This window comes from Nocardia sp. NPDC051990 (assembly GCF_040680755.1).
Classification (GTDB): Bacteria; Actinomycetota; Actinomycetes; order Mycobacteriales; family Mycobacteriaceae; genus Nocardia.
In genome coordinates this window covers 134,285-159,411 of sequence record NZ_JBFAXH010000006.1, presented here as the reverse complement: position 1 = coordinate 159,411, position 25,127 = coordinate 134,285, and the positions used below count along the sequence as shown (strand labels likewise).

Genomic DNA, 25,127 nt, shown 5'->3' with positions numbered 1-25,127 from the left:
GCGATGACATCAACACACGATGCCGCCGATTCGACCGAAAGCGAGCCACAGCAAACCACCGAACACACCGCGGAAGCGGCGCGGCAGTACCGCGCCTCCGCCGAGACGATCCGCCAGCAATCCGCCTGCGCCGAAACCATTCGCCGCGACGATATGGCCGCCGAATTCACCGTCGGCGCGTGGAATGCCCCGGAGCCGACCTCGGCCGCCACCATGCGCACCTCCGGCCGCAGCGTGCGCACCGCGCGCTCGCGACCGACGACGCGCAAACTCGGTGCCGGACTGGTCACGATTCCGAATATCGCGCCTGCCGATCCACGCACCGCGGTGCTCGCCGATCCCGTTGTCTCCGAAGGCAGGCGCTTCTGCTGGCGCTGCGGCAACCCGGTCGGCCGCGCCACCGCGACCCGCCCCGCGACAACCGCGGGGACCTGCGAAACCTGCGGTGCGCCATACGATTTCCGACCGTCGCTGCACGATGGCGATATCGTTTCGAGCCAGTATGAGATCCAGGGCTGTATCGCGCACGGCGGGCTCGGCTGGGTCTACCTCGCGATCGACCGCAATGTCAGCGACCGCTGGGTGGTGCTGAAGGGTTTGCTGCATGCGGGCGATACCGAGGCGCAGGCGGTGGCCGTGGCCGAACGTCAATTCCTCGCCGAGGTCGCACATCCCAGCATCGTCAAGATCCACAACTTCGTCGAGCACACCGGCCCGGACGGCGAGTCGATCGGCTACATCGTCATGGAGTACGTCGGCGGCCGCTCACTACGCGATATCCTCGACACCTACCCGCGGCCGCAGCGCATGCCGGTGCCCGAGGCGATCGCTTATCTGCTGGAGATCCTGCCCGCGCTGGAGTATCTGCATTCGATCGGGTTGGCCTACAACGACCTCAAACCCGACAACGTCATGGTCACCGAGGACCAGGTCGAACTCATCGACCTCGGTGCCGTCACCACCCTCGATGCCTACGGAAACCTATACGGCACCAGGGGTTTTCAGGCACCCGAGATCGCCAGGACCGGACCGACGGTGGCCTCGGACATTTACACCGTCGGACGGACGCTGGCCGTGCTGACGCTGAGCATGCCGATGGAACAGGGCCGCTATCTCGACGGCATACCCGACCCCGCCGACCATCCGGTACTCGAACGCTACGAGTTCTTCCATCGTCTGCTGCTGTGCGCGACCGATCCGAATCCCGAGCGCCGTTTTCCCTCCGCACGGGTTATGTCGGCCCAGTTAGCCGGGGTACTGCGCGAGATCCTGTCCGTGGAGACCGGTGTCGAACATCCACAGTTGTCCACAGTTTTCAGTCCACAGCGCGGCAGCTTCGGCACCGAGGAGTTGATCAGCCAGACCGACGCGTATGCCGATGGCATTGCCAGGAGCAACCTGCTGCGCGCTCGCGAAGTGGCTGTGGCACTTGCGGTTCCGCTCATCGATCCAACAGACGCGTCGGTGCCGGTGCTCGCGGCCCTGGCACATCCGCAGCCGCGTGACGCGCTGGCAGCGTTGCAGGAGGCACATGAACGCGCCGTGACCGATCCCGAAAAAGCCCCGGAGAAACGGGATCTGGAGCTGACACTGGCCGAGGCCAGGCTACGGCTCGAACTCGGCGAATCGGCGGAGGTGCTGGATATGCTGTCGCGGCTGCCCGATGATCACGATTGGCGCATCGACTGGTACCTGGGCCAAGCCCGGCTGCTGGAGTTGGATTATCAGCGGGCCTATGACAGCTTCGACGCGGTGCTGCGGGTACTTCCGGGCGAGATCGCACCCAAGCTCGCACTCGCGGCGACCGCGGAACTCATTCTGCAGCACTGGGATTCGGCCGATCCGGAGCAATGGCGAACCCATGCGGAGAAGTTCTACGCCGCCGTCTGGCACACCGACCGCGCCGTGGTGAGCGCGGCATTCGGCCTGGCCAGACAGTCGGCCGCGGTGGGTCGGGTCGACGAGGCGGTGCGCGCACTCGACGAGGTGCCCGCCGCCGCCCGGCACTACACAACGGCCAGGATGACCGCGGTGTGGCTGCTGCTGACCGCCGCCCCGATCGCCGAACTCCCCGAATCCACCCTGCACATCGCGGCCGCGCGCGTCGCCGGCCTGCCCAGCGGGGAGGGCCGCGCGACCCAGTTGCGCGTGCTCGTTCTCGGCGCCGCCCTGGCCTGGCTGAAATCGGGCAATACGCCCGCCAACGACGAGGCGACCCTCTTCGGCGCGCCGTTCACCGAGCGCGAGCTGCGCGCGGGCACCGAGGCCGGCCTGCGCGCGCTGGCCCGCAGCGCCCCCGGCCGCAATCACCGCTACGCCCTGGTCGACCTGGCGAACTCGATCCGTGCCAAGACTTGGATCTAGATTCGCGGCCGGACAACTGGTCTCGTATGAACATGGGTAACTCACCGGGTACCCCAGAACCGAGCGACACTCGCAGCCGCCGGCCCGCGACGACAGGCCCCGCCTCCCAACGACCGGCAAGGCCCGGGGAGGCGGGGAGCACCCGGCCGGGAGGGAATACCGGCCGGGCTCGGATCCGGTTTCGCGCAGCAGTCGGCACGCCGCCGAATCCCCGGATTTCCGCGCGCTCGCGGCCCGCACCGAGGGCAGCCAGCGCGGGCATATCGAGCGTGGCGAGGGCATCGCGGTCCCGATAGCGGCGGTTGGTCCGGCCCCGGTTTCGGCGTCCGGCGCGAACCCGATCCGACACCCATGTTGCCGCATCGACTGTGAGGATTCCGTGAGGTTTTCCTGGGCCGGTCCGCTAGCCAGTGTTTTGAAGGTGGGCCGTCCGATACCTCGCTACCGTCCACATCGCCGCCATCAACCAATGGCTACGCTGAGCCGACCTTCAAACATCCTTGTTGTCCTGCTCCACCACGACCAGAGGGATTTCGCGGTCGGTCTGCTGTTGATGCGCCGCCCTATACGGGTAACTTTCAAAACACTAGCCCTCAGCCAGCGCCCTGATCTGTGACAACACGGTGCGCGGCCTGCGCGATCGCCAATTCCTCATTGGTCGGCACCACCAGCACGGCGATCTCGGCACCCGGTGCCGAGATATACCGGGCGGCACGGTCCTTGGCGACATTGCGGTCCGGATCGACGTCGATACCGAAGCGGGACAGCCCGGCGAGCGCGTCGGCGCGGACCTGCGGGCTGTTCTCGCCGACGCCCGCGGTGAAGGTGATGGCGTCGACACCGCCGAGCTCGATCAGGTAGGCGCCGAGATAGCGGCGCATGCGGTGGATGTACACGTCGTAGGCCAGGCGGGCCGCGGCGTCGCCCGCGTCGATCAGCCGCTGCAACTCACGGAAGTCGTTGACCCCGGATAGGCCCTTGAGTCCGGCGTTGCGGTTCAGCATTTCGTCGATCTGGTCGATACTCAGCTGAGCCGAGCGGGCCAGATGCGCGATGATCCCGGGATCGAGATCGCCACCCCTGGTGCCCATCACCAACCCCTCCAGCGGGGTGAGGCCCATGGTGGTGTCGATCGGGTGTCCGCCGCGGATGGCCGATGCCGACGCGCCGTTGCCGAGGTGGAAGATGATCTGGTTCAGCTCGGCCGGATCTCGCCCGAACAGCGCGGCGACCCGGCCCGAAACGTACTCGTGCGATGTGCCATGGAACCCGTACTTCCGAATGCCATGCGCGACAGCGATTTTCGCGTCGATGGCATAGGTCTTGGCGGCACCGGGCAGGCCGTAAAAGAACGCGGTATCGAAGACCGCCACCTGCGGTACGCCGGGCAGCAGTTCACGCGCGCTCTCGATGCCCGCGACATTCGCCGGATTGTGCAGCGGTGCAAGCGAAGACAACTCGGAGATGGCCGCGACAACGGCGTCATCGATGAGTGTCGGCTGATAGAACACCTCGCCGCCGTGCACCACCCGGTGCCCGACCGCGCGCACACCGGCCGCGGCCAGATCGTGGCCGGATTCGGCGAACATCTGGAAAACCAGCCGCAGCCCCGCCGCGTGATCGGCGATCGGCCCGCGATGTTCGATGATTCGGCCATCGACCCGATGCTCGATCCCGGCGTGCTCCTCGCCGATCCGATCGACCATGCCGGACGCGGCGACCACACTCGACTCCGGGTCCAGCAGTTGGTATTTGATCGACGACGAACCGGAATTGAGCACCAGCACCAGGTCATCGTTCATACCAGCACCTCCTGCATCGCGCGCGTCGCCCGCACTCGATCGGCAACCGCAAATCGGGCTGCATTGTTCCGCTCTGTGCCGCACGACATCGACACCCGGCACCCCACGCACATCAGCCCTCCTGCGCCTGGATCGCCGTGATGGCCACCGTATTGACGATGTCGGCGACGAGGGCGCCGCGGGACAGATCGTTGACCGGTTTGCGCAGCCCCTGCAGCACCGGGCCGATCGCGATCGCACCGGCGCTGCGCTGGACCGCCTTGTAGGTGTTGTTACCGGTGTTGAGGTCCGGAAATACGAAGACCGTTGCACGCCCAGCCACTTCGGAGTCCGGGAGTTTGGTCGTGGCCACGGTGGGTTCGATCGCGGCGTCGTACTGGATCGGGCCCTCCACCAGCAGTTCCGGCGCGCGCTCGCGGACCAGTTTGGTCGCTACCCGCACCTTGTCCACATCGACGCCGCTGCCGGATTCGCCGGTCGAATAGGACAACATCGCGACGCGCGGGTCGATGCCGAAGCGGGCCGCGGTGTGTGCGGAGGAGATCGCGATATCGGCCAGCTGCTCCGATGTCGGATCGGGCACGACGGCGCAGTCACCGTAGGCGAGCACGCGATCGGCCAGGCACATGAGGAACACACTGGAGACGGTGGAGACACCCGGCACGGTCTTGATGATCTCGAAGGACGGCCGGATCGTGTGCGCCGTGGTGTGCGCGGCACCGGAGACCATGCCATCGGCAATGCCCTTGTGCACCATCATGGTGCCGAAATACGAGATATCGGCCATGGTTTCGCGTGCGCGCTCCAGTGTCATGCCCTTGTGCTTGCGCAGCTCGGTGTATTCCGCGGCGAATTCGTCGAGATAATCGGAGGTGCGTGGATCGAGTACCCGCGCGGCCGAGATATCGACGCCGAGTTCCGCGGCGCGGGCGCGCACCGCCGCCTCGTCGCCGAGAATGACCAGATCCGCGATCTTGCGCTGCAATACGCGTCCGGCAGCGCGCAGAATCCGATCGTCGTCGCCCTCGGGCAGCACAATTGTCTTGCGATCGGCCCTGGCGCGTTCGATCAGCTGGTACTCGAACATCTGCGGTGTCACCACCGACGTATTCGGAATCTCGATGCGCTGCAACAACTCCGACGCATCGACATGCTGTTCCATCAGGGCCAGCGCGGTATCGACCTTGCGCGGGCTGCCCGCCGACATGCGGCCCCGGGTGCGGTAGGCGGCGCTGGCGGTGTCGTAGGTGCCCAGGTCGGTGGTGAGGATCGGCAGCTTGGGTTTGAGCCCGCTCATCAGCCTGGCGACGGCCGGATGCGGCAGCATGCCGCCGTTCATGATGATGCCCGACAGCGACGGAAAGCCTTCCGCCTCATGCGCATTCACGACACTGAGCAGCACGTCGGAGCGATCGCCCGGCGCGATGACGACGACACCGTCGACCAACCGCTCCAGAATATGTTCGGCCGTCATGCCACCGACCATGACTTCCAAGGCCTCACGCTGCAGCAATTCCACATCGCCGCTGTACATTTCGCCACCGATCGCGGTACACAGCTCGGCCATCGTCGGCGAAATCAGCAGCGGCACTTCGGGTAGCGTCCAGGATGGGACATCGAAGCCGGCCAGCGCGGCACCGACCGCATCCAATTGCTCCGGTACGCAACGATTCGCGACGATGGCCACCAGGTGCGCGTGGTCGAGGGACAGCTCGTACGCGCACAGCTCGGCCAGCTGCTTGACCTCGTTCGGGGTTCGGCCCGCACCGCGCAGCACCAGCAGTACAGGCGCCCCGAGGTTCACCGCGATGCGCGCATTGAAGCGCAGTTCGCTCGGGCTGGCCACATCGGTGTAGTCGCTGCCGACGATCACCACCGCATCACACAGCTTCACGACCTCGTGGAAGCGCATCACGATCTCACTGATCGCGGCATCCGGATCCGCGTGCACCTGCTCGTAGGTGACGCCGATGGCCTGCGCGTAATCGATATCGGCGGTGCTGTGCTCGAGCAGCAGTTCCAGGATGTAGTCCGGCTCGGTCGTCGAGCGGGTGATCGGCCGGAATACGCCGACCCGGGCGGTCGTCGCGCACAGCATCTGGAGCATGCCAAGGGCCACCGTCGATTTTCCGGTGTCACCCTCCGGAGATGCGATGTACACAGCGGATGGAGCGGAATCGGCCATGTTCGAGAGCTTAGTAAACCCGCGGCTACCTGGACCGTGCGGCTAGACGGCGATCCGGAATTCCGATTCGCATCGATCCGGATATAGTCCGGAGATGGCTGAGGAGTTCCCGAAACGGCAGTGGGGTTCGAACACCAATTTTCTTGCCCGCCTGGCGACCGAACTCGCGTCAACCAAACCCGGTTCGTGGCTGATCCGGACGGTCGCACCGCTGGATCGGGCCATTCTCGAGCGCACCGCTGCCAAGTACACGCTGCTCGGCCCGATCGGCGCCCCGGTCATGCTGCTGACCACCACCGGCCGCAAATCCGGTGAACCGCGCACCCAGCCGCTGCTCTGCCTGCACGACGGCGACACGATCTACGTGATCGGCAGCAACTTCGGCCAGCAGCACCATCCGGCCTGGACCGCCAACCTGCTGGCCAACCCGAATGCCACCGTCGCTATCGCCGGCCAACGCATCCCCGTACGCGCCACCCTGGTCGAATCCGACAAGGACGCCATCTTCACCCGCTTCGTCGAGATCACCAGCGCCTACCGCGTCTACCGCACCCGCACCACCCGAGACCTCCGCATCTTCGCCCTCACCCGCACCTGACCAGCCGCACCCTGCCGACCAGCGGCTGGAACATTTCACCGAAGCTGGCCTGGTGCGGCGGAGTCCGAGGCAGGAACGATTGCGACTCAGCCGAGGGCGCGCAGGCGCGGGGCAAGGTCGCGCTGGAAGAGGTCGAGGAAGCGGGACTGGTCGTGGCCGGGGGCGTGGAAGACCAGGTGGTTGAGGCCGGCGTCGAGGTACGGCTTGATCTGTTCGACGGCCTGGTCCGGATCATTGGCGACGATCCAGCGCTTGGCGATCTGCTCGATCGGCAGGGCGTCGGCGGCGGCCTCCATTTCGATCGGGTCGGTAATGGAGTGCTTCTGCTCGGCGGTGAGCGAGAGCGGGGCCCAGAAGCGCGTATTCTCCAGTGCCAGTTCGGGATCGGTGTCGTAGGAGATCTTGATCTCGATCATCCGGTCGATCTGTTCGACAGTGCGGCCGGCCTTGGCGGCGCCCTCCGCGACGGCGGGCATCAGCTTCTCGGTGTAGAGGTCCATACCCTTGCCGGAGGTGCAGATGAAACCGTCACCGGCACGGCCCGCGTAGCGCGCGACCAGCGGTCCGCCCGCGGCGATATAGATCGGGATGCCGCCCTTGGGCACGTCGTAGATCGAGGCGCCGACGGTCTTGTAGTACTCGCCGTCGAAGTCGGTGCGCTCACCGGTCCACAGTGCGCGCATGAGGTCGACGGATTCGCGCAGCCGAGCGAAACGCTCCTTGAATTCCGGCCATTCGCCGGTGTAGCCGGTGGCGATCTCATTGAGCGCCTCACCGCTGCCGACACCGAGCATGATGCGGTCCGGGTACAGACACCCCATGGTCGCGAAGGCCTGCGCGATCACGGCGGGGTTGTAACGGAAGGTCGGGGTGAGCACCGAGGTGCCGAGTTGGATGCGCTTGGTGCGCTCACCGACCGCGGCCATCCAGGCCAGCGAGAACGGCGCATGTCCGCCCTTGTGCCGCCACGGCTGGAAATGGTCGCTCACGGTCGCGCTGTCGAGGCCGTGTTCCTCGGCCAGCACCGCGATTTCCACCAATTCCCGCGGTCCGAACTGTTCTGCCGACGCCTTGTATCCGAGCTTGAGATCACCCATATGCGCCACTCCTGTCACTTCGCTCAACGGTCCGTGCGGGAGGGTTCCGCACACCGTCGGCCGCCTGAATCCCACGACCGCACCCCGGTACAACCGCAAGCGCGACACCGGAGTTCCCGCGCCTCGATCGGCCTACCTGAGTCGATCGTTCCTCACACGGCCTCCCCTCGACCATAGTCAGCGCGCCACCACCTCGACGTGTGCAGGGTCACCGTTCACGGAGTGCGTTGTTGTGTTCCGTGACATGCTGGATCGTTCCGGCAGGGGCTTACACATTTTCCATCGGGCATGTTTACCGTCCCGCCGCAACTCTGCGTGGACGCCAATACCGCCGGGTTCCGGGCGGCGTTGAGATCACGATCCAGTACCAGGCTCCATACCTTCTGTGCTGTCACAGGGACAACCCATACTTCTGCCCTTCTGCGCGATGCTCACTGGATATGTGACAGCAGCAGTTCTGGTGCTCGAATTGGTGCGGGTGTGAGTGGCGCGGTGTGGCGATGGTCGCAATCGGGGTGGGTATTCGCGCGCTGAGTGCGGAGATAGCTGACAATTCGACTTGTGAGCACACCAGATGACGTGATTCTGTCCTACCTCACCGATATGGATGGGGTGTTGGTGCACGAGGACCATCTGGTGCCCGGCGCCGATAAGTTCCTTGCCGAGCTGCGTAGCAAGGAGATCCCGTTTCTGGTGCTCACCAATAACTCCATCCGCACGCCGCGTGATCTGCAGGCCAGGCTGCGTCACACCGGACTCGATATTCCGGAGGAGGCGATCTGGACCTCGGCGCTGGCCACCGCGACCTTCCTCAACGACCAGCGCCCCAATGGCACCGCCTACGTCGTGGGCGAATCCGGACTCACCACCGCACTGCACGAAATCGGCTATGTGCTGACCGATAGCGACCCGGATTACGTGGTGCTCGGCGAAACCCGCACCTACTCCTTCGAGGCGATCACCACCGCGATCCGCCTGGTCGATCGGGGCGCGCGCTTCATCGCCACCAACCCGGACGCGACCGGACCGTCCCGCGAGGGTCTGCTCCCCGCGACCGGTTCGGTCGCCGCGCTCATCACCCGCGCGACCGGCAAGGAGCCGTACTACGTCGGCAAGCCGAACGCGCTGATGATGCGCTCGGCACTGCGCCGGATCGGCGCGCATTCGCAGTCGACCGTCATGATCGGCGACCGAATGGACACCGATATCGTCTCGGGCTTGGAGGCGGGCATGCGCACCGTCCTGGTCACCACCGGCATCTCCACCCGCGAATCCGTCGAGCAATTCCCCTACCGCCCAACCCTCGTCGTCGACTCCGTAGCCGACCTTGTCGGCCGAACCGACAACCCCTTCGCCTGACCGGCACGGATTCGCATATCCCGCAAGCTGATAAGGGCGAAGTGGGTCGAGGTGAGCGAATTCGCACCCCTCCTCGGTACCCGCAATGCTTGCGGGCGCCGAGCACGAATCCCGAGAAAGAGCGCCGTTGTACGTGGGTCGGGCGATCGTCGACAGACGGGACCGCAGCCGGTGATCAGGTTTCGTCGGTGATCGCGTCCAGGGCGGCGGACAGTCGAGTCAAGACCTGGACGGTCAGGGCGAATTGTTCGGGGCCGAGTTCGTCGGCGAGCCGTTTCGCCATGACCGCGTGCTGTGGGTTGATGCGTTTGATCGCCTCGCGGCCCATGCCGGTAACCGCGACGAGTTTGGCGCGGCGATGGGCCGGATTCGGTTGGAACTCGGCAAGTCCCTTGTCCACCAAAAGGTCCGCGATGCGCTGCACGCTCTGCCGGGTGATTCCCATGGCTCGGGCGATTCCGGCCACCGGCAGCGGTTCGCGCAGCACCGCGCCGAGCACCTGCCACCACGCCGCGGTAATTCCGCCGGGAGCGGCCAATTCCTCGGCGATGGCGAGGAATTGACCGTTCAACTGGAATGAGGTGATAGCGACAGTCGCGAAGAGTTCCTGCTCGGGCGTGTCACTCATTTGACTTCCTCCTCCGCCGCACTACGTTCCATGACGATCGGAACTCCTGTTCTACGTGCCCTTCCCGGATCGGCGGGTTGCCCCGGATTCTTCCTTATCCGGAAGCGGTGGTCCTTTGCGCCTCATACTCGGAAAGTGCAGCGAAGCCCGTCGGATCGCTCTGGCCGAACATGCGGTACCACGCATCCAGCACATGCGCTTCATAGACGTCGAGCCTGCGCAGCACCTCGCGGGCGAATTCGAAGGGCGCGGTCGGGCCCGCGGTAATGAGATCGCCGTCCAATACCGCCGCCTGGTCCAGATAGCTATCGCGGCCCGAATATCCGCTGTAGGCAAGGTATTCCGCGGCGGCGCTGGTGTGCGCGCGCTTATCGAGCAGCCCTTCCTTCGCTAATCCGAAGGTAGCGCCGCAGATGGCCGCAACCGGAACGCCCGCGCCCAGAAACTCCCGCGCCTTGTGCGCGAAGGGCGCGAGTTCGCCTGCCTCCCAGGTGTCGGCGCCGGGCAGGATCAGCATAGCGCTCGCGGCGGGGGTGAGATCGGCGAGCACCACATCCGGCACAATGCGCATCCCGCCGGTCGTGATGATCGGATCGGCACTGCGCCCGACGGTCCGCACCTGGAAGGTTCCAGGCGCTTTCTGCCAGAGGGGCCTATTGATATGCGCGGTCGCGGCGCCGACCTCCCAGTCGGCGAGCGTGTCGTATACGGCCATATGAACTGTTTGCGTAGGCATGACAGCATGCTGTCACATTTGACAGGAGGCTGTCAAACGCTCAGCGTCGCCGCTCGATTTTCGCCAGATGCGCGATATTTGCGCGATCCTCCACATCCGTACTCGGCTCACCACCGAACCACGCGTCCAGAATCTCGGTCAGCTCCGCCCTGGAAGTCGAACGCAGGCTCAGCGCAAGCACATTCGCGTCATTCCACTTCCGCGCACCAGCCGCCGTCACCGCATCACCGCACAGCGCGGCCCTGATCCCCGCGACCTTATTGGCGGCAATGGACGCACCCGTCCCGGTCCAACAGCACACCACCCCCTGCTCCGCCCGCCCCTCGGCCACATCCCGCGCCGCCGCCTCACTGGCCCAAGCCCAGTCGTCCCGCTCACTGTCCGACAGCGCGCCGTGCACCAGTGTCTCCAACCCGCGCCGCCCGAGCTCCTCCACCAGCTCCTCGGCGACCCCAACCCGCTCATCCGCCGCAACCGAAATTCGCATACCCCAAGCGTAATAACGCTCCTACTGCGCAGCTCCGAAAACAGCGAGCGGCTCGTCCTCATGACCGTTCTTCGTCGCCTATTGCACCAGTCGTGCTGTCCTCGAGATCAATTGCTATCGGCGGCAGTAGTTGACGGTCCGCACACGGCCATAGTCTTCAGCGACCCCGCAAGGAGTGCTGCACCATCCAAGATGCCCCCGTGATCCGAATGCGAATCAACAAGGTCTCTGCACGGTGAAAGGTTATCGATGGGCAAGCACAGAAAAGTCAGTTCGCGTCAGCAGAAGGTGGGGTCGATGGTTGCGGCGGGCGCGGTTCCCGTTGTTCTCACTCTGGTGGGTAGCAACGGTACCGCGAACGCCGAGCCCGACATTCCGATGAGCCAGACCGAGCACGTCGCCCATGCCGCCTTCGTGGCCGACGACCCGGATTCAGGCGAGGGGACCCCCGCCGCCCAGACAGCGCCGACTGAGCAGTCCCCGGACTGGCCCGCCGCCCAAGCGCCGAATGTGCGCCCCTACCGTGGAATGCGGATCCCGGACGACACGGATAGTTCACTGCAGTGGGCGCGGCCGGTACCGAAAAGCGAGTACCTCTCGCCGGTCGAGTTCCTGCACGGACCGGTCCCGGTCGCGCCGGTGCCCCCGATCGCGCCGCCGCCGGGCATGCTGCGGTTCGGCGACGTGCAGGTAGCGGCGCCGGATTGGCTGCCACGGGAGCCCGCCATCCAACTGAACGACGCCGCGGCGGTTACCGAGGCCGATCTCGCGACGTTCTTCGACTCGGTCGGTATGGAACGCACTCGCTCCGATCGTATTGCGAGTCAGACCGTCGGCTCCGCGGCGCTCGGTGCTGCCGCAGGCGCGGCGGTGGCGAGCCCGTTCGCACTGATCGGCGCGGGTGTCGGCGGTGCGCTCGGACTGGCGATCGGCTTGCCATTCGCACCGATCGGTCTGGCCGCGGTGCCCGCCGGCGCGGCATACGGCGCCGCCCTGATGGCAGCACCGCTCGCTGCGATTGGCGCAGGAATCGGCGCAGGCCTCGGCGCGACGCAGGCCCTCACCGCACCTCCACGCGCCCTCGGCCCAGCTCCCGATGCCGCCGCAGACGAACCCGCGACGGCTGGACAGATGTCCACTGTTCCGAACAGGTGGTGATACCAGCTGAAATAGACCGACAGATACCTCGGCTGCGGCAGCCTGCCCCCTTTGGCATGTCGATTTGTGACATGCCAAAGGGGCCGAGGCGGGGCGGAGAAATCGCAGGTCGTGGACTGATCTCAGCGCATTTCGCCAGGTCAGGCCATTCCTCTGGAATGGGGAATCGACCGTGGTCGGTTCTCCCCACGCCTAGTCATCGACCCAGTGATTCGACTGAGACGTATCGAGGGTCGCGTACTCGGCTCGCGGCTCGGCTCGCGCGCGCATAGGGTTTTGGCCCGTGGAAACGTACGCCCACCAGGGGTGGTTTTTAGTACTTGTCGGCCTGGTAATCCTGGTCGGACTGGTCGGGATCATCATCCCGATTCTGCCGGGCGTCATCTTGATCTTCGGGGCCATTGCCGTGTGGGCGTTCTTGACCGGAGGCGCAGCGGCGTGGATCGTATTCGCCATCAGCACAGCGTTTCTGGTGCTGTCCGGCATCATCAAGTACGCCTGGCCGGGGCGGAAGATGAAAGATGCGGGTGTATCCAGTCGCGCGCTGTTCGTCGGCGCGATCTTCGGCATCGTGGGCTTCTTCCTCATCCCGGTAGTCGGGTTGTTCGTGGGATTCGTGTTGGGCGTTTACCTTTCGGAGCTGCATCGGCTGCGCGACAACCAACCCGCTTGGCAGGCAACGGTGCACGCGCTCAAGGGCGTCGGCCTGTCCATGCTCATCGAACTATTCGGCGCGCTACTGGCTGCCGGGGTGTGGGTCATCGGTGCGTTAGGCTAGGCCGCGTTTCGCTCAACCGATGACACTTGCGAGGCTGGTGATGACGGCGTCATTGGCGGCGCCATCTCCGACTGTTATCCCATTCGTACCGTTCTCGGCAGAAGCATCAGACTGAGTCGCTCCCGGCCATCAGCGATATCGCTGGACTCGCGTCCGGTCTGGTCACGGCTATCCACGGATGGTGAACGGCGGGACGATCAGTCGACGATCTCGATGACGCCCAGCCACCACAGCACCGCATACACCTCTCGCAACAGCACCGCCGCACCTGTGTCAACGCGCCCGTCAATGAATCCGGACACCTCCACCAGTACTCGGCACAAGCACCAGGGTCGCTGGTGGCCTAGCCGAAACGGCGAGACGACCCGTCCTCACTCGATGATCGGGAACGGAATCGTAAACGGAATCGTATCCGCCGGTTCGATTTTCGGCAGTTCATCGCGCCGCAGCGGCAGTGTCGGCAGTTCGGTGCGATGCATCGGCAGGGTCGGCGTCGGATCCGCCGGAATCGCGCGCTCGCGGGCCGGCAGTCGATAGAACGCCCGCGCGTTGTCCTCGAGCACCTTGAACATATCGCTGCCGACCACATCGCAGATCAGATCGACATCGGAATCCCGGAACGGCCGTCCCGCACGTGTGCCGGGCAGATCGGTACCGAACATCAGCGCCTCGGGATTGACCGCGTGGATCCGGCGCAGCGTACGAGCCACCTTCATCTGCACCCGCCCGAAACCCGTCGCCTTGACCCGCGCCCCACGATCCACCAGACCCAGCAAATAGGGCAGCCCCTCCTCGGACATACCGAGGTGGTCGATGGAGAGCACCGGCAGCTTCGAGATCACCGGCTCCATCGATCTGAGCATGGTGCCGTCGATATAGACCTCGACATGCCAACCGACGAGGTCGTGCGCACGCAATGCCTGCAGCGTCATCGCGGTGATATCCGCGGCAGCGCGCTTGACATTGAACCGCAGTCCCCGCACGCCGATCCGATCGAGTTCGATGATCTCGTCATCGGTGGCGTCCGGGTCCAGCGAGGTAACGCCGACCCAACCCTCGCCGAGCTCCGCCAGCGCCGCCTTCAGATAGGTCTGGTCGGTGCCTTGGAAAGATCCGCTGACCACGGCACCGCCGCCGATATCGAAGCGCGACATACGCTTTCGATAGTCGGCGATGGTGAACGGGTCGGGCAGGTAGCCCTCGTTCTCGGCCAGCGGGAACCGCGGGTCGAAGATGTGGAGATGGGCATCGAACACTTGTACAGAATGCCTCAGTGGCGGAATTTTTGCTGCTGCGGACCCGACAGATCTTGTGCTGCCGCGGCCGGGTCGGATTGTGGAGCGCCACAGAAGGTGACGGTCACCCCCGGTGGCATTCGCACTAGACCTTGTGCGGTTCGCTGGCGCGCAGCATGTCCTCCCGCTCAACGACCTTGACGCGCTCGCGGCCCTCCGGCTCACCGAGGGCGCGCTCGTGGGCGTCGAGTCGATACCAGCCCTGCCAGGTGGTGAACGGGATGCCTTTGCCCTCGAGGAAGTCGGTGACCGCATCCAGTTCCGGCTTGGCGGCCGGGGTGAAGTTCACGCTGTCGTCGAGCAGGCAGGCTACGGTCTCGTTGGCGTCGCCCTTGGTGTGGCCGATGAGGCCGACCGGACCGCGCTTGATCCAGCCGGTGACGTAGGTGGCGGGCAGGTAGCGGTCCGCACCGTCGGCGTCCTCATCGGCGAGGACGCGTCCGGCCTCGTTCGGGACGACGCCGGCCTGATCGTCGAACGGCAGGTTGGTGAGGTTCTGCGACAGGTAACCCACGGCGCGGTAGACGGACTGCACCTCCCAGTCCTTGAACACGCCGGTGCCCTTGACATTGCCGGTGCCGTCGAGCTGCGTGCGCTCGGTGCGCAGGCCGACGACCTTGCCGTCCTCGCCAAGGATCTCGGCGGGGGATTCGAAGAAGTGCAGGAACAGCTTGTGCGGCCGATTGCCGACATCGCGGATGGCCCACTGCTCCAGGGTGTTGGAGATCATGTCGACCTGCTTGGAGTGCCGGCGCGCGGCCTCGGAGCCCTCGTCGTAGTCGATGTCCTCGGGATCGACGATGACCTCGATGGTCGGGGAATGATCGAGCTCGCGCAGCTCGAGCGGGGTGAACTTGGCCTGGGCGGGGCCGCGGCGACCGAAGACGTGCACCTCGATCGCCCTATTGGCCTTCAGACCGTTGTAGACGTTCGGCGGGATCTCGGTCGGCAGCAGCTCGTCGCCGGTCTTGGCGAGCACACGCGCCACATCGAGCGCGACATTGCCGACCCCGAGGACCGCGACCTTCTCCGCCTCCAGCGGCCAGGTGCGGGGCACATCCGGATGGCCGTCGTACCAGGACACGAAGTCCGCCGCACCGTAGCTGCCGTCCAGGTCGATGCCGGGAATCGGCAGCGCGCGGTCGGCATTGGCGCCGGTGGAGAAGATCACCGCGTCATAGAACGCGCGCAGATCGTCGAGGGTGATATCGGTGCCGTAGTCGATATTGCCGAGCAGGCGGACCTGGGGCTTGTCCAGCACCTTGTGCAGGGCGGTGATTATGCCCTTGATGCGCGGGTGGTCCGGCGCGACGCCGTAACGGATCAGCCCGAACGGCGCCGGCATGCGCTCGTACAGGTCGATGCTCACCTCGGCATCGGACTTCATCAACGCGTCGGCGGCATAAATACCGGCCGGTCCCGCGCCTACGATCGCGATGCGAAGCGGGCGAGTCCCGGCGGTGTGCGCGTCAGGCCCGCCAGCCTGCGTAACCACGGAGGGCCCGTGTGCACCGCTAGTCGACTCTGCACTGTGTTCGGTCATCTTTTACGCGCACCCTTATGGTCGAAGCGTTCAACGGCGTCAGTTTTAGCTTAGGCTAACTTGACGCATCCTTTCGGTCGCACCTGACGATGCGGGCAGGCGGCCATCTCGGCTATGACAGCAGGACCGCAGCCTCGCGATTCTATCGGTGGCATACCGCGCACCCTGCGGCAGTGCGTACACCGGGTGTTCGCTGCCCGACTCACCTATCGTGACTACCCGCTCCGCCGACATCTATCGACTCCGCGCGTGCCGGATATCCGGGGCGGCCGGGGGCCGAATGCCGGATACCGTCCCCCACCAGGGATGATCGACCCATGACAGAGCAGCAGGGCACCGATGCAGAACCGGTAATCGAGGTCGATCAGACCGATCGTCGCTCCATCGCGCCGTTCATCGCGGCGGCCGGCTTCGCCGCTGTCGTACTGATCGCGATCGTGCTCGGTGCAGTGCTCTCGCCCGCTGAGAAAAATGTCACAGAATCGGACAAGATCGCCGCCGCGGTGCAGCGCTACGCGGAGGCCCGCGCCACCACCGACAACACGCCGCCACCCGGTGTTGCCTGTCCGGGATTCGACGAGAGCAAGACACCGCTCCTGGATCAGTTCGGTGGGGCCGCGGCCGGAAAGTCGATCAAAGTCACCAAGATTGAGAATGCGATGGTCGACGGCGATAAGGCCAAGGCGACGGTGACCATCGCGGTCGACGGCCGCGAAACGCCGGCGACCTGGAATCTGACCCGTTCCGGAGACCGCTGGATCGTCTGCGGTTGATTGCTCACGCGCGACGCGAACTGGGGTTTGACATGGCCACCCATGCCCAGGCAATCTCATTTTCAGGTCATGAGTACCAGCGCCAAGCCCCGGCTGGCTGGTCGGCAACCCTCCTCCGCGGTGGGGTGCTCCGGGTGACGACCTGGCCGCGCACCGAAACCCGGGTGCGGCAAGCGTGGATTCACAGGAGGATCGCATGACATATGCCGGTGACATCACCCCGCGGCAGGCGTGGGAGTTGTTGCAGGACAACCCCGAAGCCGTCTTGGTCGACGTGCGCACCGAGGCCGAATGGCGTTTCGTCGGTGTTCCGGATACGAGTTCGATCGAGCGGCCGACGGTGCTGATCGAATGGGTCGACAGCTTCGGCGCCCGCAACGGTCAGTTCATCGAGCAGCTGACCAAGGCGCTCGAGGGTCGCGATCCGGCGGCGCCCGTCGTCTTCCTCTGTCGCTCCGGACAGCGTTCCGTCGGTGCGGCGAAAGCCGCGACCGGCGCGGGCATCGCCCCGTCGTTCAATGTGCTGGACGGCTTCGAAGGCCCGATCGACGAGTTCGGACATCGTGGCGGCTCGGGTTGGCGCGCCATCGGCCTGCCGTGGCGGCAGTCATGATCACCGGTGGTGCGTTCGATAAGCCGCTGCCCGAAGGCATCGGTCCCGCGACGCTCGGCGTGCGAGGTGGCCTACGCCGCTCAGGGTTCGAGGAAACTGCCGAGGCGCTGTATCTGTCCTCCGGTTTCGTCTACGAGAGCGCCGAGGCGGCCGAGGCCGCGTTCACCGGCGATATCGAACATTTCGTCTATTCCCGCTACGGCAATCCCACGGTGGCCATGTTCGAGGAGCGGCTGCGGCTGATCGACGGCGCCGAAGCCTGTTTCGCGACCGCGAGCGGTATGTCCGCGGTATTCACCTCGCTCGGTGCGCTTTTGGGCGCAGGTGACCGTCTTGTGGCCGCGCGCAGCCTGTTCGGCTCGTGCTTCGTGGTGTGCAACGAGATTCTGCCGCGCTGGGGTGTGGAAACGGTCTTCGTCGACGGCGATGATTTGGATCAGTGGGAGCAGGCGCTTTCGGTGCCGACCCAGGCCGTCTTCTTCGAGACACCGGCCAATCCGATGCAGACGCTGGTCGACGTGCGGCGGGTGACCGAACTCGCCCATGCCGCCGGCGCGAAAGTCGTGCTGGACAATGTCTTTGCCACGCCGCTGCTGCAGCGCGGTTTCGAACTCGGTGCGGATGTGCTGGTGTATTCGGGCACCAAGCACATCGATGGTCAGGGCCGGGTACTCGGTGGAGCGATTCTCGGCGCCCAGGACTACATCGGCGGTCCGGTGAAAAACCTTATGCGCCATACCGGTCCGGCATTGAGCCCGTTCAATGCCTGGACCCTGCTCAAGGGGTTGGAGACCATGCCGCTGCGCGTGCGTCATTCGACCGAATCCGCACTGCGCATCGCGCGCTTCCTCGAGGGCAACAAATCCGTCTCATGGGTGCGCTACCCGTATCTGGAATCGCATCCACAGCACGACTTGGCGACCAGCCAGATGAGCGGCGGCGGCACCGTGGTCACCTTCGAACTGAACGCGCCCGCGAGCGAGGCCAAGAAACGCGCTTTCGAGGTCCTCAACCGCCTGCGCATCATCGATATCTCCAATAACCTCGGCGACTCCAAAAGCCTCATCACCCATCCAGCCACCACAACCCACCGCGCAATGGGCCCCGAAGGTCGCGCCACCATCGGGCTCTCCGATGGTGTCGTCCGGATATCGGTGGGACTCGAGGATGTCGAGGATCTGCTCAGCGATCTGGATAACGCGCTCAGCTGAATGTATGAGGCCGTGACGTTGGTGACGCCGACGTGGAGTCGGCTGACTGGTGGCCGGTTTCCGGCGCCAGCCGACTCCGTCGGGGATGCTGCCGACCTTTTTCACATCGAGGTGGATCATGCGGGCGATAAATCGCTGCGTTGCCGTTTGCGGCAACCCATGGTGGTCGACGTAGCATTCGCCGAGAATCGGGCAAATACCTGGCGGCCCAGGTCGGCGCTATGTCGCTTCTGATGCCATCGCGCAGCCGATCACCTAATTTGCAGGTTTGAGCGAAGAGTTCTGCGCCCATTTACTCGTACCGTCGGGCGCGTTGAGCGTTTCGATCAGCTCCATGGCCGAAAGCGCCAGCACCGGTCCCCCGGCAGCGATTGTCCCCAGAACGCCGCCGATCCCCGCACCGGCGATCGCCGCAGGTATGCAGCCCACCCCGAACAGCGGCAAACCGATAATGCATCCGGTAACGCCTCCGACGACCAGGCCGATCGCGGTGCCGACGAATGTGCCGATCGTGGTGGCGAGCCCGAATCGGGTCGCGAACTCCGCCAGCGCGGCCTGGTTCTCGACGGGCGATGCGACCGGCGTCGCGGTCGGCGCGGCGGCGGGACGCAGCTCACCGGGCGTCAACCGCAACTCCTTCGCGTCTTTGCTGAGTGTTGAGTCGACTGTGAGCACCTTGTCGCCCACGGTGAATCGCGTTGGCACGACCATCACGGGGGCGCCGCTCTCATTGCGAATTGTGAACGAGCTGTGATCGTGGTCGAGTACGAAGGTCCCTCCCGAGAGCGTGGTTGTCACAACACGTTCCGCCGAGGTGACCTTGTACTCGATGTCATGTTCGGCGGGTGCTTCCGCGTGGGCGGTTACCGGCGCGATTGCTGCAACGCATGCGATGGCGATCGCCGCGATGCGCGAGATTTCGATCACGAAATGTCCTTTTCTATTTCATGGACCAGGCATACGAGACGGACCTACTGAAGTGCGCGACCGGAGGCCGGCAGCTATGAGCCAACACCCAAGCACAGCCGTAATGTCCTGACCAGCTTCACACCGAGAATTAGGTGATGGGTGCGAGCAAATGTCGGGAAATCAGGCAAGGCGCATACCGAAAGTTCGCTTACGCCAGCGTTCGCTGACATCGGATTGTGCTAGAGGATGGCATCGATGTCCGCGCCTCAGTCGCCATCGTGCCCATCCGAGAAGTAACTGGGGACGCACGCGCGATCCAGCCGGGCGGGATAGGGGTCGCCCAATTGGACCGGTAGGTGGCCCTTTCGGTATGCCCGGTCCACATGGATCTGCGATAGCGGTTCGGACCCGAATGCCTGGAACTCCCAGCGTGTTCCCGTGGCATCCGGTTGCCAACCGTCTGGGTCGATCGCGTATACCCGCTGGACCAGTCGGTCGACGACAACGATGGCGTAGTGGGCGTTGCGTCTCGCGGCGCTGCTCACTCGCCACCATCGCCGATCTCGCTCGTAGAGCGCTTCGGGGGATCGGAGGGCAGACGGCCCGGCATCCGGCCACGGCTGCGAGATGATGAGCGCAATACGTTCACCGACCGCGGTGAGGGCGCCCCAGCGCTGATAGGCATGCGCCCGGTCCAGGCCGGTGACGGAGGCGACGTCGCCAAGCCCGGCCGTATGGTCGAGGGCGGCGGCAGCGGCTTCCAACATCCCGGCGTCGATCTCACTCGCTAGCACACTGTGCACTCGCAGCAGGGCTAGTTGGAACTCACGCGCCTCCACGAATTCCAGCTCACCGTCTTCATAGCGAGTCCATGCCTGTGGTCCGAGCCCGCTCAGTTGGCCGGCGAGTCCGACGAGGATGGCCCGCACGGACCGTGACAGCCATAACCGTTCAGTTGCCCACATATCTCGCGCAAAGGCATACCCGCCGCCTACCTGCACATCAGTCATAGCCAGAGACTCTAGCTGGGAGGTACATCCTGTTCACAGATTTACCGGATCGGTCTTAATTAAATTTCTTTCAATGACTTATTTGATAGCTGAGCATTAGCAGCGTGCCGAGCGGTTGGTTCTCGGCTACCGTTTGCTCGATTTCGAAGACATCAGCCGAAACGGGTCTTCCGGTCCACGAAATCCGCTCGAACAAAACCTGGACTCCAGATAGCGGACCTGGGGCGAGGCGAATGCCCGATGCCCTCCCCCAACCGATCGGCCCGCGTAACAATATCGCGTCCCACCACCGACGTCTGGGCATATGCGCGTTCCACGAACATTATCGATGCCCGAAAAGGGAGTAAACACTGATTACGACACCGACGAATCCATTGACATCCACGGCCGCCGAACCCATCACCACGGCCAACCGGTTCGATTGGTCGATCAGCCACACCGGCGACACGCTCGTGGTGACGTTCGGAGTGGAACGCGCCGGAATCGAGCTACCCGCTCCGCTGCGAATCGGGGTGGAGTTGTTTTTCCAGGACAACGGCCTGTCGGGACCCAGCATCGCTATCGATGGTCCGGTCGGGCGCCATATCCGGCTCGTCACCGGCGTCAGCAAAGCCGATCGGGCCATCGAGTACCTCCAACACTGTGGGGCGGTGCTGCACGTCGGCCGCGCCGTATGGCCCCTGCCCCCCGTTTCGGGACCTGGCCTCGCATGGTCGGCGAACGGCGGACACGGCCATCGCATACCCCCGCTGGTAGCGGTCGCCGCCGCGGTTCGAGCGGTACGTCTGTACACCCCCGACGGACTCGAGAAACTCACATCCGACTAGCGAAGCTAGAGAGCCATGCACCGGTTTCCGGCGGTGTTGTCGTTGGGCCGCAGGCGATGTCGTGGAAGGCCGCGCGGAACAGGGCGATGATGCGCTCGGGCGGGGCATCGCACAGTCGGTCCAACTGGAGCAAATGCCGATCGATGCGGCGCCGATGGTGATCGCGCCGATCAGACCGGCGCGCAGATCCGCATCGTGCGTTGGGGCTTGCGAACCGTCTCGCGCTGCGAGGTGATGCAGCTTCAGCGTTATTGTCATACAGTCAATACAGCCTCGCGGGCGCGCCCGGGGAGCGCTTGATCAACGACGAACCGAGGTAGGGCGTGAGCACACCATCCACCGCCGAACTGGGCCCGCTCGCGGGCATCAAGGTCATCGAGCTGGCCGGCATCGGGCCCGGTCCACATGCGGCACTACTGCTGGCCGACCTCGGCGCCGATGTGGTGCGGATTCAGCGGCCCAATATGCTGCCCGGCTTCATGGAGCGGCCGCAGTGGCGCGGGCGCACCATCGTCGAGGCCAATCTGAAAGACCCGGCGGATATCGAAAAGGTGCTCACGCTCGCCGAGAAGGCCGATGTGCTGATCGAGGGCTTTCGGCCCGGCGTCACCGAGCGCATGGGCCTCGGTCCGGATGCCGTACTCGCGCGCAATCCGCGGTTGGTCTACGGACGGATGACCGGCTGGGGTCAGCACGGCCCGCTGGCCGATCGCGCCGGACACGACATCAACTACATCTCGCTGACCGGTGTGTTGCACGCCATCGGCCGCAAGGGTGAGCGTCCGGTGCCACCGCTGAATATGGTCGGCGACTTCGGTGGCGGCTCGATGTTCCTGGTATTCGGCATTCTCGCGGCCCTGGTCGAGCGGCAGAGTTCCGGTAAGGGACAGGTCATCGATTCGGCGATGATCGATGGGGCGCTTGCCCTTTCGCACATGATCTGGGGTATGCGCGGCGTGGGCCTGTGGTCCGACGAGCGTGGCACCAATCTGCTCGATACCGGTATGTCGTTCTACGACACGTACGAGACTTCGGACGGCAAGTACATGGCGGTCGGGGCGATCGAGCCGCAGTTCTACGCGGAACTGTTGCAGGGCTTGGAGATCGATCCCGAGGGGCTGCCGGCGCAGCTCGATCCGAATGGCCAGGATCAGCTGAAGAAGCTGTTCTCGGAGAAGTTCAAGACCAAGACCCGCGACGAATGGGCCGCGATCTTCGATGGTACCGATGCGTGCACGACGCCGGTGCTGACTTTCACCGAGGCAGAACAGAATCCGCACATTGTCGCCCGCACCGGGTTGATCGAGATCGACGGTGTCGTCCAGCATGCGCCGGCACCACGCTTCTCCCGCACCCCCACCGGTACGCCGACCCCGCCGCCCAGTGCTGCGACGCCGTTCGAATCCGTCTGGGCGGATTGATAATTCGCGGCTAGTGGCGCGTCCAGTCCGGCTGGGCGAAGTGCGCGATGCGGGCGGCGGCGGGTTCGCGGCCCAGCAGCAGGACTTCGCGGAACTGCCAGAGCATCGCGCCGGTCGGTGCGTGGATGGTCATGTTCTCGGCAAGGCGCATCTGTAGTAGACCTGAGCCTTCGGAAGTGACCGAAGGCGCGTCGGCCCGCAGATCCTGTTGTCGCACCGCGTCTTTCGGGTGCACCCAGTGCGGGACATCATCGGCGGCCAGCCGGGCGAGATCCACCAGATGAACCGAGTGGACCTCGTCCGGGCTCGGCCGCAGCCCGGACGCGTCGGCGAGAGCCGCCACGATCGGGGTAATGACGAAGCCCGATGCGGCGGGGAAGTCGTCGAGCCTGCCGAGCAGATCGGCCGGGGTCGCGGTCAGTCCGAGTTCTTCATGTAGCTCACGTATCGCCGCCTGTTCAACCGTTTCCCCCTCGTCGACCCGCCCACCCGGCAATGCCCACTGCCCGGCATTGCGCCCGCGATACGCGCGCATGATGACCATCACCGACGGCGGACCGTCTACCGTCACCACGCACAGCAACACCGCCGCCCGACGAATACCTGGTGCGTCGGCAACTTCCAGGTACGGAAATGCGCCCAACCGTGCGCCCGCCAACTCACGGAAACCGTCGACACTATCGGGGACGCACGGTCCCGAAATGAGATCCATGCCTTCGATCTTGCACCCGGTCAGTAACAGGTGATGGGTTGGAGCGGGTCAGCGGCGCGGGGTGTGAGGGCTTCGTAGGCGGCGGCAATGGACTTCACCGCGAGGCGGAGTTCGGGTTCGGAGTGGGTAAATGGCAGGCGGATGAAGCGTTCGAAGGCGCCCTGGACACCGAACCTCGGTCCAGCGGCGAGCAATACACCGTGGTTGGGGGCTGTGGCGGCCAGTGCGGTCGAGACCGGGACCGGTAGTTGCGCCCACACCGACATGCCGCCGTCGCCGACGATCGTGCGCCAGTCCGGGAGGTCTTCGGCGAGCGTGGCGAGCAGGGTCGCACGCTGGGCATGGAGTTGGTCGCGACGGCGGGTGAGGACGGTGTCGGCATGTTCGAGCAGGTGGATGGTGGCCAACTGGTCCATGACGGGCGTACCGAGGTCGACGGTGGAGCGGATGCCGAGCAGTTTCGTTATCAATGTTTGGTTCGTGCGTATCCAGCCGACGCGCAGACCACCCCAGAAGGATTTCGAGGCCGACCCGATGGTGATGATCTCGCCGCCCTTGGCAAAGGCCGCGACCGGCGGGGGCGCGGTCCGGCCGGTCAGGCTCAGATCCACCATCGATTCGTCGATCACCACGGTCATCCGGGTCTCACGGGCGATGGCGGCCAGTTCGGCGCGGCCTTCGGCGTCGAGCAGCAGGCCGGTCGGGTTGTTGAAGTCCGGCACCAGGTAGGCCAGGGTGGCCGCGGTTTGTCTTGCGGCACTGCGGATTCCGTCGAGATCCCAGCCGGACTCCAGAGATTCGGGGCGCAGCGGCACCGGTACCGGGCGAGCGCCGACATCGCGGATCGCCTCGATGGCATTGGGATAGGTCGGGTGGTCGATGAGCACCCGGGCCGCGGGTGCGGTGAGCACATTCAGCAGCAGGCGCAGGCCGTGCTGAGCGCCGAGGGTGACCAGGATCTGGTCCGGTCCGGTGGGCAGGCCACGCTCGGTGAAGCGGCGGGCCAGTGCCTCGCGCAGCGCGAGCACGCCGATCGGATCCATACCGTGCGTGCCGAGATAGGCCGGAAGCTCCTGCAGCGCAACGGAGTACGCTTCCTGCATTTCCAGCGGCGCGGCCATCGCGGCATAGGTCATATCGACGGTCGGCAGTTCCGGTTGCGCCATCATTGCGAGGATGCTGCGGGCCGGTTTGCTGCCGTCGTGCTGCACGTCACGCGGGAGGGCGACGGTGCTGCGCGAACCCTGGCGGCTGATCAGATAACCGTGTTCGCGCAGCAGGCTGTAGGTAGAGGTGATGGTGGTACGGCTGACGCCGAGGGTCGCGGCCAGGTCGCGCTCACTCGGCAGGGCGACGCCGAGCGGTGCGCGGCCATCGTGGATGAGCAGACGGATGCCTTCGGCGAGAGCCAAATAGGCCGGGCGCGTCGACCGGCGCTCCCCCGGTTCGCCGTTCTCGTCGGCACTGCGCCAGCTCCCCAGATCACGGGCAAGGCTGGCGGCACCGATAACTCTCGTCGACATAAAGTCCAGTATTGGCTGAGTGGATATTTAATGGCAAGGCCAGTGAGCGCATCCTGGCTCGCATGACCGCCCTCGCTACTCTGCTCGTGATCGCTGCC

The 25,127-nt window shown here is 65.1% G+C and carries 22 protein-coding genes and 1 riboswitch; of the genes, 10 read left to right on the top strand and 12 right to left on the bottom strand.

Translation table 11 applies throughout. The features are described from left to right. The first annotated feature begins 3 nt into the window (after window positions 1-3). Window positions 4-2,364 carry a tetratricopeptide repeat protein gene (locus AB0L63_RS14290; protein ID WP_364499625.1) on the top strand — a complete coding sequence of 787 codons (2,361 nt, stop codon included), beginning with the start codon at window positions 4-6 and terminating at the stop codon, window positions 2,362-2,364. 593 nt (window positions 2,365-2,957) lie between these two features. Here AB0L63_RS14290 and AB0L63_RS14285 read toward each other — a convergent pair. Both AB0L63_RS14285 and pta read right to left on the bottom strand, forming a co-directional pair. Beyond that, window positions 2,958-4,166, bottom strand: coding sequence for an acetate kinase (locus tag AB0L63_RS14285; protein ID WP_364499623.1), 1,209 nt, complete (start codon window positions 4,164-4,166; stop codon window positions 2,958-2,960). A 112-nt stretch (window positions 4,167-4,278) separates the two neighbouring features. After that, window positions 4,279-6,351: a phosphate acetyltransferase gene (gene pta / locus AB0L63_RS14280; protein WP_364499620.1), complete on the bottom strand. Its 2,073-nt coding sequence runs from the start codon at window positions 6,349-6,351 to the stop codon at window positions 4,279-4,281. A gap of 94 nt (window positions 6,352-6,445) precedes the next feature. Here pta and AB0L63_RS14275 point away from each other — a divergent pair, with 94 nt between their 5' ends. Next, window positions 6,446-6,949, top strand: a complete 504-nt coding sequence (locus tag AB0L63_RS14275; RefSeq protein WP_364499617.1) for a nitroreductase family deazaflavin-dependent oxidoreductase — start codon at window positions 6,446-6,448, stop codon at window positions 6,947-6,949. An 86-nt stretch (window positions 6,950-7,035) separates the two neighbouring features. Here AB0L63_RS14275 and fgd read toward each other — a convergent pair whose 3' ends face one another. Then, window positions 7,036-8,046, bottom strand: a complete 1,011-nt coding sequence (gene fgd / locus AB0L63_RS14270) for a glucose-6-phosphate dehydrogenase (coenzyme-F420) (RefSeq protein ID WP_364499615.1) — start codon at window positions 8,044-8,046, stop codon at window positions 7,036-7,038. 603 nt (window positions 8,047-8,649) lie between these two features. Between fgd and AB0L63_RS14265 the strand changes: the two genes are divergently transcribed. Beyond that, on the top strand, window positions 8,650-9,405 hold the full coding sequence (locus AB0L63_RS14265) for an HAD-IIA family hydrolase (RefSeq protein WP_364500220.1): 756 nt from the start codon (window positions 8,650-8,652) through the stop codon (window positions 9,403-9,405). Between the two features lie 175 nt (window positions 9,406-9,580). Here AB0L63_RS14265 and AB0L63_RS14260 read toward each other — a convergent pair whose 3' ends face one another. From AB0L63_RS14260 to AB0L63_RS14250, 3 genes are all read right to left on the bottom strand, one after another. Further along, window positions 9,581-10,033 carry a MarR family transcriptional regulator gene (locus AB0L63_RS14260; protein ID WP_364499612.1) on the bottom strand — a complete coding sequence of 151 codons (453 nt, stop codon included), beginning with the start codon at window positions 10,031-10,033 and terminating at the stop codon, window positions 9,581-9,583. Window positions 10,034-10,127: 94 nt separating this feature from the next. Continuing rightward, a complete protein-coding gene (locus tag AB0L63_RS14255) occupies window positions 10,128-10,769 on the bottom strand; it encodes a DJ-1/PfpI family protein (RefSeq protein WP_364499610.1) in 642 nt (213 codons plus the stop codon). A 40-nt stretch (window positions 10,770-10,809) separates the two neighbouring features. Beyond that, on the bottom strand, window positions 10,810-11,256 hold the full coding sequence (locus tag AB0L63_RS14250) for an RpiB/LacA/LacB family sugar-phosphate isomerase (RefSeq protein WP_364499608.1): 447 nt from the start codon (window positions 11,254-11,256) through the stop codon (window positions 10,810-10,812). 249 nt (window positions 11,257-11,505) lie between these two features. On the opposite strand from AB0L63_RS14250, the gene AB0L63_RS14245 reads away from it, so the two are divergent. Both AB0L63_RS14245 and AB0L63_RS14240 read left to right on the top strand, forming a co-directional pair. Beyond that, window positions 11,506-12,414, top strand: coding sequence for a hypothetical protein (locus AB0L63_RS14245; RefSeq protein WP_364499605.1), 909 nt, complete (start codon window positions 11,506-11,508; stop codon window positions 12,412-12,414). Between the two features lie 283 nt (window positions 12,415-12,697). Next, on the top strand, window positions 12,698-13,192 hold the full coding sequence (locus AB0L63_RS14240) for a DUF456 domain-containing protein (RefSeq protein WP_364499603.1): 495 nt from the start codon (window positions 12,698-12,700) through the stop codon (window positions 13,190-13,192). Between the two features lie 371 nt (window positions 13,193-13,563). Here AB0L63_RS14240 and AB0L63_RS14235 read toward each other — a convergent pair whose 3' ends face one another. Both AB0L63_RS14235 and AB0L63_RS14230 read right to left on the bottom strand, forming a co-directional pair. Further along, the gene (locus AB0L63_RS14235; protein ID WP_364499600.1) at window positions 13,564-14,448 is read right to left on the bottom strand and encodes an amidohydrolase family protein; all 885 of its coding nucleotides are present in this window, start codon (window positions 14,446-14,448) and stop codon (window positions 13,564-13,566) included. 124 nt (window positions 14,449-14,572) lie between these two features. Then, window positions 14,573-15,982, bottom strand: a complete 1,410-nt coding sequence (locus AB0L63_RS14230; RefSeq protein WP_364499597.1) for an FAD-dependent oxidoreductase — start codon at window positions 15,980-15,982, stop codon at window positions 14,573-14,575. A 365-nt stretch (window positions 15,983-16,347) separates the two neighbouring features. Here AB0L63_RS14230 and AB0L63_RS14225 point away from each other — a divergent pair, with 365 nt between their 5' ends. The 3 genes from AB0L63_RS14225 (at window position 16,348) to AB0L63_RS14215 (ending at window position 18,627) form a co-directional block, all read left to right on the top strand. Further along, window positions 16,348-16,803: a hypothetical protein gene (locus tag AB0L63_RS14225; protein WP_364499594.1), complete on the top strand. Its 456-nt coding sequence runs from the start codon at window positions 16,348-16,350 to the stop codon at window positions 16,801-16,803. A 65-nt stretch (window positions 16,804-16,868) separates the two neighbouring features. Beyond that, window positions 16,869-16,985: riboswitch (SAM riboswitch) on the top strand. Window positions 16,986-16,999: 14 nt separating this feature from the next. Beyond that, window positions 17,000-17,416, top strand: coding sequence for a rhodanese-like domain-containing protein (locus tag AB0L63_RS14220; protein ID WP_364499591.1), 417 nt, complete (start codon window positions 17,000-17,002; stop codon window positions 17,414-17,416). After that, the gene (locus AB0L63_RS14215) at window positions 17,413-18,627 is read left to right on the top strand and encodes an O-succinylhomoserine sulfhydrylase (protein ID WP_364500217.1); all 1,215 of its coding nucleotides are present in this window, start codon (window positions 17,413-17,415) and stop codon (window positions 18,625-18,627) included. Before AB0L63_RS14220 ends, AB0L63_RS14215 begins: the two co-directional genes overlap by 4 nt. Window positions 18,628-18,882: 255 nt before the next feature. Here AB0L63_RS14215 and AB0L63_RS14210 read toward each other — a convergent pair whose 3' ends face one another. Together AB0L63_RS14210 and AB0L63_RS14205 are read right to left on the bottom strand one after the other, a co-directional pair. Next, on the bottom strand, window positions 18,883-19,554 hold the full coding sequence (locus AB0L63_RS14210) for an ammonium transporter (protein WP_364499589.1): 672 nt from the start codon (window positions 19,552-19,554) through the stop codon (window positions 18,883-18,885). Between the two features lie 248 nt (window positions 19,555-19,802). After that, complete coding sequence (locus AB0L63_RS14205) at window positions 19,803-20,546, bottom strand: hypothetical protein (RefSeq protein WP_364499586.1); 744 nt, start codon at window positions 20,544-20,546, stop codon at window positions 19,803-19,805. A 374-nt stretch (window positions 20,547-20,920) separates the two neighbouring features. On the opposite strand from AB0L63_RS14205, the gene AB0L63_RS14200 reads away from it, so the two are divergent. Together AB0L63_RS14200 and AB0L63_RS14195 are read left to right on the top strand one after the other, a co-directional pair. Then, window positions 20,921-21,373 (top strand): hypothetical protein, encoded by a 453-nt coding sequence (locus AB0L63_RS14200; RefSeq protein ID WP_364499584.1) that lies wholly within the window; start codon window positions 20,921-20,923, stop codon window positions 21,371-21,373. Window positions 21,374-21,696: 323 nt separating this feature from the next. Then, window positions 21,697-22,794, top strand: a complete 1,098-nt coding sequence (locus AB0L63_RS14195) for a CaiB/BaiF CoA-transferase family protein (protein ID WP_364499581.1) — start codon at window positions 21,697-21,699, stop codon at window positions 22,792-22,794. A 10-nt stretch (window positions 22,795-22,804) separates the two neighbouring features. Here AB0L63_RS14195 and AB0L63_RS14190 read toward each other — a convergent pair whose 3' ends face one another. Beyond that, entirely contained in the window at window positions 22,805-23,506 is a 702-nt protein-coding gene (locus AB0L63_RS14190; RefSeq protein WP_364499578.1) for a CoA pyrophosphatase, read from the bottom strand. A gap of 20 nt (window positions 23,507-23,526) precedes the next feature. Then, window positions 23,527-25,029, bottom strand: a complete 1,503-nt coding sequence (locus AB0L63_RS14185; protein WP_364499576.1) for a PLP-dependent aminotransferase family protein — start codon at window positions 25,027-25,029, stop codon at window positions 23,527-23,529. Window positions 25,030-25,127: the final 98 nt, after the last annotated feature.